This window comes from Streptomyces virginiae (genome assembly GCF_040638905.1).
Taxonomy (GTDB): domain Bacteria; phylum Actinomycetota; class Actinomycetes; order Streptomycetales; family Streptomycetaceae; genus Streptomyces; species Streptomyces virginiae_B.
In genome coordinates this window covers 83,493-98,545 of the sequence record NZ_JBEZYV010000004.1, presented here as the reverse complement: position 1 = coordinate 98,545, position 15,053 = coordinate 83,493, and the positions used below count along the sequence as shown (strand labels likewise).

Here is a 15,053-nt window from a genome sequence, read left to right as displayed (position 1 = left end):
TGAGCCCCCCGTCAGGCCCGTCAGACCTCTTCGACGCTGCTCGGCTCGCGCCGGGACAGGTCGATACCGAGCTCCTCCGCCGCGCGGAAGACGTCCTCGTCGGTGTCGCGCATCTCGATGGACATGCCGTCCGAGGACAGCACCTCCACGTTGAGGCAGAGCGACTGCATTTCCTTGATGAGCACCTTGAAGGACTCGGGAATGCCCGGCTCGGGGATGTTCTCGCCCTTGACGATGGCCTCGTAGACCTTCACGCGGCCGGTGACGTCGTCGGACTTGATGGTCAGCAGCTCCTGGAGGGCGTAGGCGGCACCGTAAGCCTCGAGCGCCCACACCTCCATCTCGCCGAATCGCTGGCCACCGAACTGTGCCTTACCACCCAGCGGCTGCTGCGTGATCATCGAGTACGGACCGGTCGAACGGGCGTGGAGCTTGTCGTCGACCAGGTGGTGGAGCTTGAGGATGTACATGTACCCGACCGAGATCGGGTCCGGGAACGGCTCGCCGGAGCGGCCGTCGAACAGGCGCGCCTTGCCGGACGGGAGGACCAGGCGGTCGCCGTCGCGGTTCGGGATGGTGTGCTCGAACAGGCCGGCGAGCTCGTCCTCGCGGGCGCCGTCGAACACGGGGGTGGCGACGTTGGTGCCGGGCTCGACGCGGTCGGCACCGATCGCCTTCAGCCGCTCGGCCCACTCCTCACCCAGACCGGAGACGTCCCAGCCGCGGCTGGCGAGCCAGCCGAGGTGGATCTCCAGGACCTGTCCCGGGTTCATTCGGGACGGGACACCCAGCGGGTTCAGGATGATGTCGACCGGCGTGCCGTCTTCGAGGAAGGGCATGTCCTCGATCGGAAGGATCTTGGAGATGACACCCTTGTTGCCGTGGCGGCCGGCGAGCTTGTCACCGTCGGTGATCTTGCGCTTCTGGGCGACGTAGACGCGGACCAGCTGGTTCACGCCCGGAGGAAGCTCGTCGCCCTCCTCGCGGTCGAAGACGCGGACACCGATGACCTTGCCGATCTCACCGTGGGGGACCTTGAGCGAGGTGTCACGCACCTCGCGGGCCTTCTCACCGAAGATCGCGCGGAGCAGACGCTCCTCCGGGGTCAGCTCGGTCTCACCCTTGGGCGTGACCTTGCCGACCAGGATGTCGCCGGCGACGACGTCCGCACCGATGCGGATGATGCCGCGCTCGTCGAGGTCCGCGAGGACCTCCTCGGAGACGTTCGGGATGTCCCGGGTGATCTCCTCGGGGCCGAGCTTGGTGTCACGGGCGTCGACCTCGTGCTCCTCGATGTGGATCGAGGAGAGGACGTCGTCCTGCACGAGGCGCTGCGACAGGATGATCGCGTCCTCGTAGTTGTGGCCTTCCCACGGCATGAACGCGACGAGCAGGTTCTTGCCGAGGGCCATCTCGCCCTCTTCGGTCGCCGGTCCGTCGGCGAGGACCTGGGACTCGACGATCCGGTCACCCTCGTTGACGATGACCTTCTGGTTGACCGAGGTGCCCTGGTTCGAGCGGGAGAACTTGGCGACGCGGTACGTGGTGTACGTGCCGTCGTCGTTGGCGACGGTGATGTAGTCGGCCGAGACCTCCTGGACGACACCGTCCTTCTCCGCACGGATCGAGTCACCGGCGTCGACCGCACAGCGGTACTCCATGCCGGTGCCGACGAGCGGGGCCTCCGCCTTGATGAGCGGAACGGCCTGGCGCATCATGTTCGCGCCCATGAGGGCACGGTTGGCGTCGTCGTGCTCCAGGAAGGGGATCATCGCGGTCGCGACGGACACCATCTGGCGCGGGGAGACGTCCATGTAGTCGACGTCGCCGCCGGCGATGTAGTCGATCTCGCCGCCACGACGGCGGACCAGGACGCGGTTCTCGGTGAAGCGCATGTCCTCGGACAGGGCCGCGTTGGCCTGCGCGATGACGAAGCGGTCTTCCTCGTCGGCCGTCAGGTAGTCGACCTCGTCGGTGACGACACCGTCGATGACCTTGCGGTACGGGGTCTCGACGAAACCGAACGCGTTGACGCGGCCGTAGGACGCGAGCGAGCCGATCAGACCGATGTTCGGGCCTTCGGGGGTCTCGATCGGGCACATGCGGCCGTAGTGCGACGGGTGGACGTCACGGACCTCGAAGCCGGCCCGCTCACGGGACAGACCGCCGGGGCCCAGCGCCGACAGGCGGCGCTTGTGGGTCAGGCCCGAGAGCGGGTTGTTCTGGTCCATGAACTGCGACAGCTGGCTGGTGCCGAAGAACTCCTTGATGGAGGCGACGACCGGCCGGATGTTGATCAGGGTCTGCGGCGTGATCGCCTCGACGTCCTGGGTGGTCATGCGCTCGCGCACGACGCGCTCCATACGAGCCAGACCCGTGCGGACCTGGTTCTGGATGAGCTCGCCGACGTTGCGCAGACGACGGTTGCCGAAGTGGTCGATGTCGTCGGTCTCGACCACGATCGAACGGCCGGACTCACCGATCGTCTCGGTCTCGCCGGCGTGCAGCTTGACCAGGTACTTGATCGTGGCGATGACGTCGTCGGTGGTGAGCACACCGGCGTCGAGCGGCTCGTCGGCGCCGAGCTTCTTGTTCACCTTGTAGCGGCCGACCTTGGCGAGGTCGTAGCGCTTGGGGTTGAAGTAGAGGTTCTCGAGCAGCGTCTGAGCGGCCTCACGGGTCGGCGGCTCGCCCGGGCGCAGCTTGCGGTAGATGTCGAGCAGCGCGTCGTCCTGACCCTGGGTGTGGTCCTTCTCCAGGGTGGCGCGCATGGACTCGTACTCGCCGAACTCCTCGAGGATCTGCTCGGTGGTCCAGCCGAGAGCCTTCAGGAGGACGGTGACGGACTGCTTGCGCTTGCGGTCGATGCGGACACCGACCATGTCGCGCTTGTCGATCTCCATCTCCAGCCAGGCACCCCGGGACGGGATGATCTTGGCGGAGAAGATGTCCTTGTCGGACGTCTTGTCGATGGAGGAGTCGAAGTAGACACCGGGGGAACGGACAAGCTGCGACACGACGACACGCTCGGTGCCGTTGATGACGAAGGTGCCCTTGTTGGTCATGAGCGGGAAGTCGCCCATGAAGACCGTCTGAGACTTGATCTCTCCGGTCTCGTTGTTCGTGAACTCGGCAGTGACGAACAGCGGAGCCGCGTACGTGAAGTCGCGCTCCTTGCACTCGTCGACAGAGTTCTTCGCCGGCTCGAAACGGTGGTCGCGGAAGGTCAGCGACATCGACCCGGAGAAGTCCTCGATCGGCGAGATCTCCTCGAAGATCTCTTCCAGACCGGACTTGGTGGGGACGTCCTGTCCACTCTCAAGCGCCGACTCGACGCGAGACTTCCAGGCGGCATTGCCGAGCAGCCAGTCAAAGCTCTCGGTCTGCAGCGCCAGGAGGTTCGGAACCTCGAGGGGCTCCTTGATCTTTGCAAAGGAGATGCGCAGCGGGGCGGTGCTGGCACCGTTGTTCGTATTGGTCGAGGCGTTGCGCGAGGCGGCCAAGAGGGGGTCCTTCCGAGGGCTCGGACTCACTACGCGCGTACCGGTCCCAGCAGACACAGAAGACAGGCCCCCCGATTCCGGCCCAAAAGGCCAGATCAGGGCAAGTCAATCAAGTGTGCTCAAGCGTGGGCATGTCCCTGGCGACGGGCAGGGAACAGCTAACAGGCAGCGCAAAGGGTCAGTGTAGCCACTCGGCTCACTGATGTCCAGACCAGGTTTCCGGAAACCGGCAACAGGCCTTCCCCATGTCGTTCAAACTGCGTCCAACGCTGTGGCGTTCGTACACAGAGCGCGTATCAGTACTGCCCTCTTCGTAGTCGATCCATGCCTCGGATTTCGGATCGAGGCGGTCGACCTCTCGACGGGTCTGAGAATGCTGCGCCGCGTCCCGTTCGTCAAGGCCCCCTGCTCCGAGCGGATCATCTTCGGACCCTGCGTCGGGGCAACGATGATCACCCTACTCCCCAACGAGACCAGGGCAAGTCAGGCACTGCGGGTACGCCAAAGGGCGACCACCCTTACGGGTGATCGCCCTTGGATGAGGCCTCAGGAAGGCCTCAGAGGTGTTACTTGACCTCGACGGCCGCACCGGCGCCCTTGAGGGCCTCGGCGGCCTTCTCGGCGGCGTCCTTGGCGACCTTCTCGAGGACCGGCTTCGGGGCGCCGTCCACGAGGTCCTTGGCCTCCTTCAGACCCAGGGAGGTCAGCTCGCGCACGACCTTGATGACCTGGATCTTCTTGTCGCCGGCACCGGTGAGGATGACGTCGAACTCGTCCTTCTCCTCCTCGGCCTCGACAACGGCACCCGGGCCGGCCGGGCCGGCAACGGCGACGGCCGCGGCGGCGGTGACGTCGAACTTCTCCTCGAAGGCCTTCACGAACTCGGAGAGCTCGATGAGGGTCATCTCCTCGAACTGGGCGAGGAGGTCGTCCTGAGAGAGCTTCGCCATGATGGGCGATCCTTCCACTAATTCGGCAGGTGCCGATGTGTCTATAGAGGCGGGCGTAACGGCCCGCTACGACCCGCGCACTAGGCGGCGCGGATCACTGCGCGAGCCGAATTACTCGGCACCGCCCTGCTCGGCGAGCTTGACGCGAAGCGCTTCCGCGGTGCGGACGAACTTCGACGGCAGCGCCTGGAAGAGCGAGGCAGCCTGGGACTGCTTGCCCTTGAACGCGCCGGCCAGCTTGCTGAGCAGAACCTCGCGGGACTCGAGGTCCGCAAGCTTCTTGATGTCATCGGCGGAGAGCGCCTTACCATCAAGGACACCCGCCTTGATGATCAGGTTGGGGTTGTCCTTGGCGAAGTCACGCAGGCTCTTCGCCGACTCCACCGGGTCACCGGTGATGAAGGCGACCGCGGTCGGACCAGCGAAGTGCTCGTCCAGCGCGGTGATCCCGGCCTGGTTGGCCGCAATCTTGGTCAGCGTGTTCTTCACCACGGCGTACTGGGCGTTCTCACCAAGGGAGCGACGCAGCGTCTTGAGCTGCGCGACGGTGAGACCCCGGTACTCGGTCAGCACGGCGGCGTTCGAGCTCTGGAACGCGTCCTTGAGCTCGGCTACCGATGCAGCCTTGTTGGGCGTCGGCATGGTGCGTTCGCCTCCTTCCGGGTGATGAGGACCGCTCAGAAGGGGCTGAAAGACGAAACGCCCCGGCGCAGGCGCCAGGGCGTGGCTCAACCGGAACGAATTCCGGGAACCTTCCACAGTCACCTGCGCGGGTCGTCCGCATCCAGCGGATCCTTCGGCCACCGAACCCTTGCGGGCACGGCAACGACCAGCGGTCTTTGGCTTCCGGGGAAGACTACGTGAAGGGTTCCGGTCGAGGCAAATCGGTCAGCCGGCCGGTCAGCGGCGCAGGCCGGGCAGCCCCGCGTCCCGCAGCGTCTTGTCGGCCTCTTCCAGGCTCTTGTCGGCCTCTGCCAAGTCCTTGTCGACCTGTTCGAGGTCGGCGTCGACGCCCTTCATCACGGCGTCGAAGGTGACGACCTGGTCGGCCGGCGGCGGCTGGACGGCGGCGGGCTTGCCGAAGTCGGAAAACTTCGCCGTGGTCTTCGTCGTGCCCTTGCCGTCCGTGCTGGAGCTGTCGACGCGGACCGGGTAGCCGTCCTTGCCGATCCACAGGTCCACCTCGAAGGCGGTGATGTGCTTCACGGACTCGCGGAGGTACTGGCGGTTCTTTTCCTCCATCACCTTGGTGGACTCGTCCGCCTTGACCAGGTCCGCGTTGGTGAAGCTGCCCTTGTAGTGCTGGGCGTCGATGCCGTCGGTCGTCCCGGCCCCGACGTGCGTGAGCTTGTCCTGGCCGAGCAGCATGGCGAGGTACTCGGCCGGGTCCTCGTTCAGCCGGACCCCCGGCTTGCCGTCCTTGGACAGGTCCATCTGCATCCAGGTCTTGCCCTTGAGGGGCTTGTCCAGCTGGGTGTAGACGGTGTCGCCCATCATGATCGAGCGGGTGTCGGGCTTGCCGCCGCCGTCCTTCAGGACCACGTCGTGGCTGGAGGGGTACCAGCCCTTCGTGCCGGACTGGCCGCTGGTCTTGCCGTCGGTCCCGACGGTGGACAGCTCCGCCTTGGCGAACTTGGCGGCCACCGTCTTCAGGTAGGACGCCTTCACCGCCTCCCGGGGGTCGTGCGCCTTGGCGTCCGCCCCCTCGCCCCCCTCTGCCCCGCCGCCGCAGGCGGTGAGACCGCCCACGAGAAGCACGGTGCCGGCGATCGCCGCTGCGGCCCGGGTCCGGACAGCCTTGTTCATCTGGTTCTCCCCCACTGCGTTCATCTACGTTCTGACCTGCGTGTCGCCGATGGGCGCGGAATCGGTCAGGCTCCCGCGCCGGGCCGGCCGCCCAGCTCCTTGAGCATGCCGAAGAGGTCGAAGGTCTCGCTCGCCGGCGGTGCCTGGACGGTGGCCGCGGACCCGTAGTCCGAGTAGGAGGCGTCCACGTTCACGGCCCCCTGCGGCATCCCCATGACGACCTTCATGCGGACCGGGTAGCCGTCCTTGTTCACCCAGACGTCCATGTCGTAGCCCTTGATGCCGGCCTTCTTCATGGCCTCGACCAGCTTGGCCCGCTCGTCCGCGGTGAGCGCCTGGGCCCGCTGGTCGGCGGCGAGCATCTCCTCGAAGCTCAGGGTGCCCTTGTAGTGCTCGGCGTCCGTCCCCTCGACCTTCTCCGAACCGACGTGCTTCACGTTCGGCGAGGCGAGCAGCAGGGCGAGCTGCTTGGCCGGGTCCTGGCTCTGGTCCATGCCGCCCATGCCGCTGAGCTTCTTCACGGCCTCGGCGTCGCCGGAGGCCTGCGCCGCGGCGGCGAGGTCCAGCTTCATCCAGCGCTTGCCCTCGGTGCCCGCGGACAGGGCCGAGTCGGCGGGCACCTCCATGAACATGACGTCGTTCACCATGATCATGCGCATGGACTCGGCGCCCGCCCCGCTGAGCGCGCCGCCCTTCATCGTGATGTCCATGACGGTCGGGTCCCAGCCCTGTACGCCCGTCATCTCGATCGTGCCGCCACCGGCGGCGGCGCCGAGCGAGGCGGGCATCGACATCGTCATGCGGACCTTGGCCGACTTGGCGGCGGAGGTCTTCTTGTACGCCGCCGTGAGCGCCTCGGTGGCGCTGCCGCCGGCCGCGGGGCTGCCCGGCTGCGCGGACGCCGCAGGGGCGGCCGCCTTGCCGGCGTCCTCCTTCTTGCCGCTCTCGCACGCCGTGGCGCCGCCCGCGAGCAGGACGGCCGCCAGCGCGGCGCCGAGGGCCTTCTTCCGGTACGTCTTCGTCTGGTTCGACACTGAGGTCCCCCACCCCTTGCTTGATCGGTTCTGCAGGTTGAGCCTACGGTCCCCCCTCGCCGCGTCGCGCGCCGATATGGCCGCGGCCGGGGGATGTGTGGCCTTTGACACGGCAACGGGCCCCCCGCCACCCGTGAAGGGGGCGAGAGGCCCGTAGAGCCGCTCGGTGAGCCGTCAGGCTCGGCCAAGTCAGACGGCAGCCGGGTCTTCCTCGACGAGGAGGTTCCGGGTGCGGTTCGGGTCCAGCTGGATGCCGGGGCCCATGGTGGTGCTGAGGGCGGCCTTCTTCAGGTAGCGGCCCTTGGCGGCGGACGGCTTCAGACGAAGAATCTCGTCCAGGGCCGCGCCGTAGTTCTCGACGAGCTGCTCGTCGGAGAAGGAAACCTTGCCGATGATGAAGTGCAGGTTCGAGTGCTTGTCGACGCGGAACTCGATCTTGCCACCCTTGATCTCGGTGACAGCCTTCGCGACGTCCATCGTGACGGTGCCGGTCTTCGGGTTCGGCATGAGGCCACGGGGACCGAGCACGCGGCCGAGGCGGCCGACCTTGCCCATGAGGTCCGGGGTGGCGACAACGGCGTCGAACTCGTTCAGGCGGTTGCCCTTGGCGATCTCGTTGATCAGCTCGTCGTCGCCGACGATGTCGGCGCCGGCGGCTTCCGCGGCCGCAGCACGGTCACCGGTCGCGAAGACCAGGACCCGGGCGGTCTTGCCGGTGCCGTGCGGGAGGTTCACGGTGCCGCGGACCATCTGGTCGGCCTTGCGCGGGTCGACACCCAGGCGGAAGGCGATCTCGACGGTGCTGTCGAACTTGGTGGAGGAGGTCTCCTTGGCGATACGGACGGCCTCGAGCGGGGCGTAGAGCTTCTCCCGGTCGATCTTGGCGTCCGCAGCGCGGAGGGTCTTGCTGCGCTTCACTTCTGCTCCTGTGTTGTGGCTTCAGGCATGGAGTCGTGGTGCGGACCAGCGCTTGGTCCTACCACTGGTGGTGCGAGGGGTGGCTGGATCAGCCTTCGACGGTGACGCCCATCGAACGCGCGGTGCCGGCGATGATCTTGACGGCCGCGTCGATGTCGTTGGCGTTCAGGTCGGGCATCTTCAGCTCGGCGATCTCCTTGACCTGGGCGGCCGTGAGCTTGGCGACCTTGGTCTTGTGGGGCTCGCCGGAGCCCTTCTCGATGCCCGCGTGCTTCAGGATGAGGCGCGCCGCCGGCGGAGTCTTGGTGATGAAGGTGAAGGTGCGGTCCTCGTAGACCGTGATCTCCACCGGCACGACCATGCCACGCTGCGACTCGGTCGCGGCGTTGTAGGCCTTGCAGAACTCCATGATGTTGACGCCGTGCTGACCGAGCGCGGGGCCGACCGGCGGAGCCGGGTTGGCCGCACCGGCCTTGATCTGGAGCTTGATAAGCCCCGTGACCTTCTTCTTCTTGGGAGGCATTGCTCTCTCCGGGTCCTAGTGAGAGTTTTCAGCCGCCGATCCGGTCATCCGGATGGAGGCATACCGCACCACGATAACGGGTATCAGTGCGGGGCTAAAAACCGAGCAGGTCAGACCACCCTTGGGGGGTGGTCTGACCTGTCCGGAAGCTGGGGCTCAGAAGCCGTGACGCACGCGGAGTGGATCAGTTCTTCTGGATCTGGTCGAAGCTGAGCTCGACCGGGGTCTCGCGACCGAAGATCTCGACGAGGCCCTTGACCTTCTTCGAGTCGGGGTTGATCTCGTTGATGGTCGCCTGCAGCGTGGCGAACGGGCCGTCGGTGACGGTGACCGAGTCGCCGACCTCAAAGTCCAGGACCTCGATCGTGCGCTTGACGGCGGGCGCGGGCAGGCCGGCCTCTTCCGCGGCGGCCTTGGCCGCCTTCTCCTGCGCCTCCGGGGCGAGCATCTTGACGATCTCGTCCAGGGTCAGCGGGTACGGGTCGTACGCGTTGCCCACGAAGCCGGTGACGCCGGGGGTGTTGCGGACGACGCCCCAGGACTCGTTCGTCAGATCCATGCGGACGAGAACGTAGCCGGGCAGCTTGTTCTGCCGGACGTTCTTGCGCTCGCCGTTCTTGATCTGGACGATCTCTTCCTCGGGCACCTCGGCCTGGTAGATGAACTCCTCGACGTTCAGCGAGACGGCGCGCTGCTCCAGGTTGGCCTTCACGCGCTTCTCGTAGCCGGCGTAGGTGTGGATCACGTACCACTCGCCGGGGAGGAGGCGCAGCTCCTCGCGCAGGGCCTGGACCGGGTCGACCGGCTCGGCGGGCTCGGCCTCTTCGGCCTCCTCCGCGATCTCGGCGTCGTCGGCGGCCTCTTCGAGCTCGGTGTCGGCCTCGACCTCGTCCGCCTCGTCGGAGACGTGCAGCGCGGCCTCCTCGGCCGGCTCACCCGCCTCGACGTCGGCGAGCTCGGCCTCGTCGGGGTCCACAGCGTCTGCCGCCTCGACGATGTCGAGCTCGTCCTCGACGGACTCGACGGAGTCGTGGCTCGCGTTCAGGTTCGGGTCAGACACGGTGGCTGCTTCTTCCTGGAAAAAAGGTGGTGGAACATGCGAAAAGGGGCGGCACCCATCAAGGCGCCGCCCTCCGCGGGGATCAGCCGAAGACGAACTTGATGGCTTCCTGGAACCCATAGTCAATCACGGTCACCAGACCGATCATGATGACCACGAAGACAATCACCACGGTGGTGTACGTCGTGAGCTGGTTGCGAGTGGGCCAGACAACCTTGCGGAGTTCCGCGACAATCTGGCGGTAGAAAAGCGCGAGACGGCCCAGAGGACCCTTCTTGCCGCGCTTGCCGCCCTTGCGGGCCTTCTTCTCGCGCGTCTCGTCCTCGGCGTCAGGCATGTCGATGGAGCCCAGGGCGTCCGTCACGTCTCTCACCTGAATCCGGGTCGTGGCCGTACCGCGCCCGGTTGCGCCGCACGGCGTTGCATCTAAGTACGTACCTGCGCACACACATCCGAGAAGGAGTGTGGAGCAGGGCCGGAGGGACTCGAACCCCCAACCGCTGGTTTTGGAGACCAGTGCTCTACCAATTGAGCTACGACCCTTTGCGTCCCCCAACCTACCGCATCCGGGCGAGTGCACGGAGTGCTCACGCTTTGCAGCGGCTGGCGAGGTCCAACGACAGGTGAGTGTACGTGAACTGGACCGTGACGTCGAACAGCACCCGACCTGACGTGCTCCAGTCCGTTGACTGAAACGGTGTGCGGCGCCTCTTCGCGGTCTGGGACGATTGCCCGTATGACCTCTGCAACGCCTTCCTCCGAGCGCCGGGTGTCCGCCCGTATCGGCGCCATTTCCGAGTCCGCCACCCTCGCCGTGGACGCCAAGGCCAAGGCCCTCAAGGCCGCCGGACGCCCGGTGATCGGCTTCGGCGCGGGCGAGCCCGACTTCCCGACCCCGGACTACATCGTCGAGGCCGCGGTCGAGGCCTGCCGCAACCCCAAGTACCACCGCTACACGCCGGCCGGCGGTCTGCCGGAGCTGAAGGCCGCCATCGCCGCCAAGACGCTGCGCGACTCCGGCTACGAGGTCGAGGCGTCGCAGGTCCTCGTGACCAACGGCGGCAAGCAGGCGATCTACGAGGCCTTCGCGGCCATCCTCGACCCGGGTGACGAGGTCATCGTCCCGGCTCCGTACTGGACCACCTACCCGGAGTCGATCCGTCTCGCCGGCGGTGTCCCGGTCGATGTCGTCGCCGACGAGACCACCGGCTACCGGGTCTCCGTGGAGCAGCTGGAGGCCGCGCGCACCGAGCGCACGAAGGTCGTCCTCTTCGTCTCCCCGTCCAACCCGACCGGTTCGGTCTACAGCGAGGCCGACGCGAAGGCGATCGGCGAGTGGGCCGCCGAGCACGGCCTGTGGGTGCTGACGGACGAGATCTACGAGCACCTGGTCTACGGCGACGCGAAGTTCACCTCGCTGCCGGTCCTGGTGCCGGCCCTGCGCGACAAGTGCATCATCGTCAACGGCGTCGCCAAGACCTACGCGATGACCGGCTGGCGCGTGGGCTGGGTCATCGCCCCGCAGGACGTCGTCAAGGCGGCGACGAACCTGCAGTCGCACGCCACCTCCAACGTCTCCAACGTGGCCCAGGTCGCCGCGCTGGCCGCCGTCTCGGGCAACCTGGACGCGGTCGCCGAGATGCGCAAGGCCTTCGACCGCCGCCGCCAGACGATGGTCAGGATGCTGAACGAGATCGACGGCGTCTTCTGCCCGACCCCGGAGGGCGCGTTCTACGCGTACCCGTCGGTCAAGGAGCTCCTCGGCAAGGAGATCCGCGGCAAGCGCCCGCAGACCTCCGTCGAGCTGGCCGCCCTGATCCTGGACGAGGCCGAGGTCGCGGTCGTCCCGGGCGAGGCCTTCGGCACCCCGGGCTACCTGCGCCTGTCGTACGCCCTGGGCGACGAGGACCTGGTCGAGGGCGTGTCCCGCGTCCAGAAGCTCCTGGCCGAGGCCAAGGCCTGACGCGGCCCGCGGCATGACCTGGGCGGCGGCACCCCCGAGGGTGCCGCCGCCCAGGCGTTTGCGGCCCCGCCGGGCCCCATCCGCCCTCGCCGGTGTTCGAGGCGCGGGGGCTCGGGGGCAGCTCCCCCGCAGCGGCGCCGCGCCCGCTCACGCGTTCGCGCAAGCCCCCGATCGGTAAAACCCCCTCCCGCCGAGCGCAGCGGTACGGCAGGATCACCGGATGGAGCACGCACGCGATCTCACGCTTCTGCCGAAGGCCCACCTCCACCTGCACTTCACCGGGTCGATGCGACCATCGACCCTCCTGGAACTCGCCGACAAGTACGGCGTGCGGCTCCCCGACGCACTGACCGCCGGGGAACCGCCCAAGCTGCGCGCCACCGATGAGCGCGGCTGGTTCCGCTTCCAGCGGCTCTACGACGCCGCCCGCTCCTGTCTGCGCGAGCCGGAGGACATCCAGCGCCTGGTCCGCGAGGCCGCGGAGGAGGACGTCCGGGACGGCAGCGGCTGGCTGGAGATCCAGGTGGATCCCACCTCCTACGCCCCGCTGCTCGGCGGGATGATCCCGGCCGTCGAGATCATCCTCGACGCCGTCGACGCCGCCTCCCGCGAGACCGGCCTCGGCATGCGGGTCCTGATCGCCGCCAACCGCATGAAGCACCCCCTCGACGCGCGCACCCTGGCCCGCCTCGCCGTGCGCTACGCCGACCGCGGCGTCGTCGGTTTCGGCCTTTCCAACGACGAGCGCCGCGGCATGGCCCGCGATTTCGACCGGGCCTTCGCCATCGCCCGCGACGGCGGCCTGCTGGCGGCCCCGCACGGGGGCGAGCTGGCCGGCCCGTCCTCGGTCCGCGACTGCCTCGACGACCTGCACGCCGCCCGCGTCGGGCACGGCGTACGGGCCGCGGAGGACCCCCGGCTGCTGAAGCGGCTCGCTGACCGGCAGATCACCTGCGAGGTCTGCCCCGCGTCGAACGTCGCCTTGGGCGTGTACGAGCGCCCCGAGGACGTCCCGCTGCGCAGGCTGTTCGAGGCCGGGGTGCCGATGGCGCTGGGCGCGGACGACCCGCTGCTGTTCGGGTCCCGGCTGGCGGCGCAGTACGAGATCGCCCGCCGCCACCACGGCTTCACGGACGCGGAGCTCGCCGAGCTGGCCCGCCAGTCGGTCCGCGGCAGCGCCGCGCCGGACGAAGTGCAGGCCAAGCTGCTGGCCGGGATCGACCACTGGCTCACCGGGTGAGCCGCAGGTCCCCCTCGTAGCAGTCGGCGCGGACGCGGCGGCCGTCCGGGAAGCCGATCTCCAGGTGGGTGCGGCCCTGTTCGGGCAGCGCGAACTCGGCGACCGAGGAAACGGTCTCGCCCAAGTGCCGCAGGAAGGGGTGGTCGCCGAGGTCCTCGCCGACCTCGATGCGGCCCCACTCCCCCATGTCGTACGGCGCGTGGGGCGGGGCGGACTCGACGATGAGGCACTGGTCGGACCCGGTGGTGATACGGATGGAGTCGCCGACGCTGTCGATCAGCCAGACGTCGAGGGGGGACTCGGAGCGTTCGCCGTCACTGACGTGCCAGGACGCGACGACCCTGCTGAGCGTGCGACCCACGAGCCGAGTGGGGTCCGTACCGGCCCCGTGGCGGGGACAGAGCATGGGCGGCCGGGGCTCCTCAGATGCTGACGCCGACCGTCACCGGCTCGTTGACGAGGGTGACGCCGAAGGCCGCGTGGACGCCCGCGACGACCTCGCGGGCCAGGGTGAGGAGGTCCTCCGTGGTGGCCTCGCCGCGGTTGGTGAGGGCGAGGGTGTGCTTGGTGGAGATGCGCGCGGGCCCGGTGCCGTAGCCCTTGGTGAAGCCGGCCTTGTCGATCAGCCAGGCCGCGCTGGTCTTCGTACGGCCCTCGCCGGCCGGGTAGGCGGGCGGGGCGGTGTCGGGGCCGAGGCGGTCCTGGACTCGGGCGAGGAAGGCGGCGTAGGCCTCGTCGGTCAGGATCGGGTTGTGGAAGAAGGAGCCGGCCGACCAGGTGTCGTGGTCGGCGGGGTCGAGGACCATGCCCTTGCCGGCGCGCAGCCGCAGGACGGTCTCGCGGACGGTGGCGGCGGGGACCCGGTCGCCGGCCCCGACGCCGAGGGCGCGGGCGGTCTCGGGGTACTTGATCGGCGCCGAGAGCCCGCCTGCGTCCTCCAGGGCGAAGCGCACGCGCAGGACGACGTAGCGGTCGGGCTGGTCCTTGAAGGTGCTGTTGCGGTACCGGAAGGCGCACTCGGCGGCGGTCAGCGTAACCGTTTCGCCGGTGGTGCGGTCGTAGGCGACGACCTCGGTGATGGTGTCGCAGACCTCCTGGCCGTACGCCCCGACGTTCTGGATCGGGGTGGCGCCGGCCGAGCCGGGGATGCCGGCGAGGCATTCGATGCCGGCGAGGCCGGCATCGACGGTGCGGGCGACGGCGTCGCTCCAGTTCTCGCCGGCGGCGAGTTCCAGGGCGGTGCCGTCGAGGGTGAAGCCGGTGGTCGCGATGCGCAGGGCGGTTCCGTCGAAGCCCTGGTCGCCGATGACCAGGTTGCTGCCGCCGCCGATGATCAGGAGCGGGGTGCCGCTCCGGTCCGCGGCGCGCACGGTGGCGACGACCTCGGCGTCGGTGGTCGCGGTGACCAGGCGGGCGGCGGGACCACCGAGACGGAAGGTGGTCAGCGGGGCGAGGGGGGCTTCGTGGAGTTCCTGCACGTGGACAAGAGTACGGTCCGTGCCCCTCGCATCCCTGCGGGGCCACGGACCGTCCTCGTTCGTCCCCGTTCCGGCCGGGTCAGCGGTTCGCTTCCTGCTCGGCGAGGCGGCGCTCGGCCTCGGCCCAGGTGAGCGGCAGCTCGGCGGCCGGAACGGTCCAGTAGGTGAAGGCGGATTCCTTCATGTACGCGCTGGCGGCGCGGGCGCTGGTGCGGTGGGGCTCGCTGCGGGCGAAGCGGTAGAGGGCGTCGCGGTCCTCCCATGCGGAGAGGGTGAGGAAGGTGCGGCGAAGGACGCGGGCCCGGAGGGCGACGCCGTGGGCGCCGGGGGCCTTGCGCATCTGGCGGATGATGCCGGGCGCCTTGAGGAAGAACCTGACGGCGCCGGTGAGGGTGGCGGTCTCGAAGCGGGAGGCCATGACGTAGACCTCTGCGCCGGGGTCGGCCGGGGTGGGCGTGGACCAGGGGATGTCGGGCATGACGTGCTCTCCTTGCGCTCCTGGGTGCGGGTCCGGTCGGTCGTACAGGGTCGGTACGGGTGGGTAGTACGGGCGGATACGGGTCGGTACGGGGCTGCGC

The 15,053-nt window shown here is 68.4% G+C and carries 13 protein-coding genes, 1 tRNA gene and 1 pseudogene; 2 read left to right on the top strand and 13 right to left on the bottom strand.

Features of this window, described 5'->3' with window-relative positions:
• Window positions 1-20 precede the first annotated feature (20 nt).
• The 10 genes from rpoB to AB0F82_RS08270 form a co-directional block, all read right to left on the bottom strand.
• Window positions 21-3,503, bottom strand: a complete 3,483-nt coding sequence (gene rpoB, locus AB0F82_RS08315; protein ID WP_030026653.1) for a DNA-directed RNA polymerase subunit beta — start codon at window positions 3,501-3,503, stop codon at window positions 21-23.
• Window positions 3,504-4,069: 566 nt separating this feature from the next.
• The gene (gene rplL, locus AB0F82_RS08310; protein ID WP_031152699.1) at window positions 4,070-4,453 is read right to left on the bottom strand and encodes a 50S ribosomal protein L7/L12; all 384 of its coding nucleotides are present in this window, start codon (window positions 4,451-4,453) and stop codon (window positions 4,070-4,072) included.
• A gap of 111 nt (window positions 4,454-4,564) precedes the next feature.
• Window positions 4,565-5,095, bottom strand: coding sequence for a 50S ribosomal protein L10 (gene rplJ / locus AB0F82_RS08305; protein WP_030653597.1), 531 nt, complete (start codon window positions 5,093-5,095; stop codon window positions 4,565-4,567).
• A gap of 258 nt (window positions 5,096-5,353) precedes the next feature.
• Window positions 5,354-6,259 (bottom strand): hypothetical protein, encoded by a 906-nt coding sequence (locus tag AB0F82_RS08300; RefSeq protein WP_362625042.1) that lies wholly within the window; start codon window positions 6,257-6,259, stop codon window positions 5,354-5,356.
• A 65-nt stretch (window positions 6,260-6,324) separates the two neighbouring features.
• Window positions 6,325-7,293, bottom strand: coding sequence for a DUF6612 family protein (locus AB0F82_RS08295; RefSeq protein WP_362625040.1), 969 nt, complete (start codon window positions 7,291-7,293; stop codon window positions 6,325-6,327).
• Window positions 7,294-7,482: 189 nt separating this feature from the next.
• Window positions 7,483-8,211 carry a 50S ribosomal protein L1 gene (rplA, locus tag AB0F82_RS08290; RefSeq protein ID WP_356811248.1) on the bottom strand — a complete coding sequence of 243 codons (729 nt, stop codon included), beginning with the start codon at window positions 8,209-8,211 and terminating at the stop codon, window positions 7,483-7,485.
• Window positions 8,212-8,299: 88 nt separating this feature from the next.
• A complete protein-coding gene (rplK, locus tag AB0F82_RS08285) occupies window positions 8,300-8,734 on the bottom strand; it encodes a 50S ribosomal protein L11 (protein ID WP_030026644.1) in 435 nt (144 codons plus the stop codon).
• A gap of 184 nt (window positions 8,735-8,918) precedes the next feature.
• Window positions 8,919-9,794, bottom strand: coding sequence for a transcription termination/antitermination protein NusG (gene nusG / locus AB0F82_RS08280; protein ID WP_362625037.1), 876 nt, complete (start codon window positions 9,792-9,794; stop codon window positions 8,919-8,921).
• A gap of 82 nt (window positions 9,795-9,876) precedes the next feature.
• Window positions 9,877-10,158 carry a preprotein translocase subunit SecE gene (secE, locus tag AB0F82_RS08275; RefSeq protein WP_030825982.1) on the bottom strand — a complete coding sequence of 94 codons (282 nt, stop codon included), beginning with the start codon at window positions 10,156-10,158 and terminating at the stop codon, window positions 9,877-9,879.
• A 106-nt stretch (window positions 10,159-10,264) separates the two neighbouring features.
• Window positions 10,265-10,337 (bottom strand) — tRNA-Trp (locus AB0F82_RS08270).
• 193 nt (window positions 10,338-10,530) lie between these two features.
• Here AB0F82_RS08270 and AB0F82_RS08265 point away from each other — a divergent pair.
• Both AB0F82_RS08265 and AB0F82_RS08260 read left to right on the top strand, forming a co-directional pair.
• Window positions 10,531-11,757: a pyridoxal phosphate-dependent aminotransferase gene (locus AB0F82_RS08265; RefSeq protein ID WP_356811250.1), complete on the top strand. Its 1,227-nt coding sequence runs from the start codon at window positions 10,531-10,533 to the stop codon at window positions 11,755-11,757.
• 220 nt (window positions 11,758-11,977) lie between these two features.
• Window positions 11,978-12,997 carry an adenosine deaminase gene (locus tag AB0F82_RS08260; protein WP_362625036.1) on the top strand — a complete coding sequence of 340 codons (1,020 nt, stop codon included), beginning with the start codon at window positions 11,978-11,980 and terminating at the stop codon, window positions 12,995-12,997.
• Here the strand turns inward: AB0F82_RS08260 and AB0F82_RS08255 are convergent.
• The 3 genes and pseudogenes from AB0F82_RS08255 to AB0F82_RS08245 all read right to left on the bottom strand — a co-directional run bounded on the left by AB0F82_RS08255 (window position 12,987) and on the right by AB0F82_RS08245 (window position 14,953).
• Window positions 12,987-13,358, bottom strand: a complete 372-nt coding sequence (locus AB0F82_RS08255; RefSeq protein ID WP_234308926.1) for a hypothetical protein — start codon at window positions 13,356-13,358, stop codon at window positions 12,987-12,989. The two genes, AB0F82_RS08260 and AB0F82_RS08255, sit on opposite strands and share 11 nt — an antisense overlap.
• Before the next feature lie 61 nt (window positions 13,359-13,419).
• A pseudogene (locus tag AB0F82_RS08250) lies at window positions 13,420-14,493 on the bottom strand (UDP-N-acetylmuramate dehydrogenase); the annotation flags it as partial.
• A 61-nt stretch (window positions 14,494-14,554) separates the two neighbouring features.
• The gene (locus tag AB0F82_RS08245) at window positions 14,555-14,953 is read right to left on the bottom strand and encodes a DUF3291 domain-containing protein (RefSeq protein WP_356811252.1); all 399 of its coding nucleotides are present in this window, start codon (window positions 14,951-14,953) and stop codon (window positions 14,555-14,557) included.
• Window positions 14,954-15,053 lie beyond the last annotated feature (100 nt).

Excerpts from the sequence above, each read along its gene's own strand:
- rplL (WP_031152699.1), bottom strand. The coding sequence starts at position 4,453 with ATGGCGAAGCTCTCTCAGGACGACCTCCTCGCCCAGTTCGAGGAGATG.
- rplJ (WP_030653597.1), bottom strand. The coding sequence starts at position 5,095 with ATGCCGACGCCCAACAAGGCTGCATCGGTAGCCGAGCTCAAGGACGCG.
- AB0F82_RS08300 (WP_362625042.1), bottom strand. The coding sequence starts at position 6,259 with ATGAACAAGGCTGTCCGGACCCGGGCCGCAGCGGCGATCGCCGGCACC.
- rplK (WP_030026644.1), bottom strand. The coding sequence starts at position 8,734 with ATGCCTCCCAAGAAGAAGAAGGTCACGGGGCTTATCAAGCTCCAGATC.
- AB0F82_RS08265 (WP_356811250.1), top strand. The coding sequence starts at position 10,531 with ATGACCTCTGCAACGCCTTCCTCCGAGCGCCGGGTGTCCGCCCGTATC.
- AB0F82_RS08260 (WP_362625036.1), top strand. The coding sequence starts at position 11,978 with ATGGAGCACGCACGCGATCTCACGCTTCTGCCGAAGGCCCACCTCCAC.
- AB0F82_RS08245 (WP_356811252.1), bottom strand. The coding sequence starts at position 14,953 with ATGCCCGACATCCCCTGGTCCACGCCCACCCCGGCCGACCCCGGCGCA.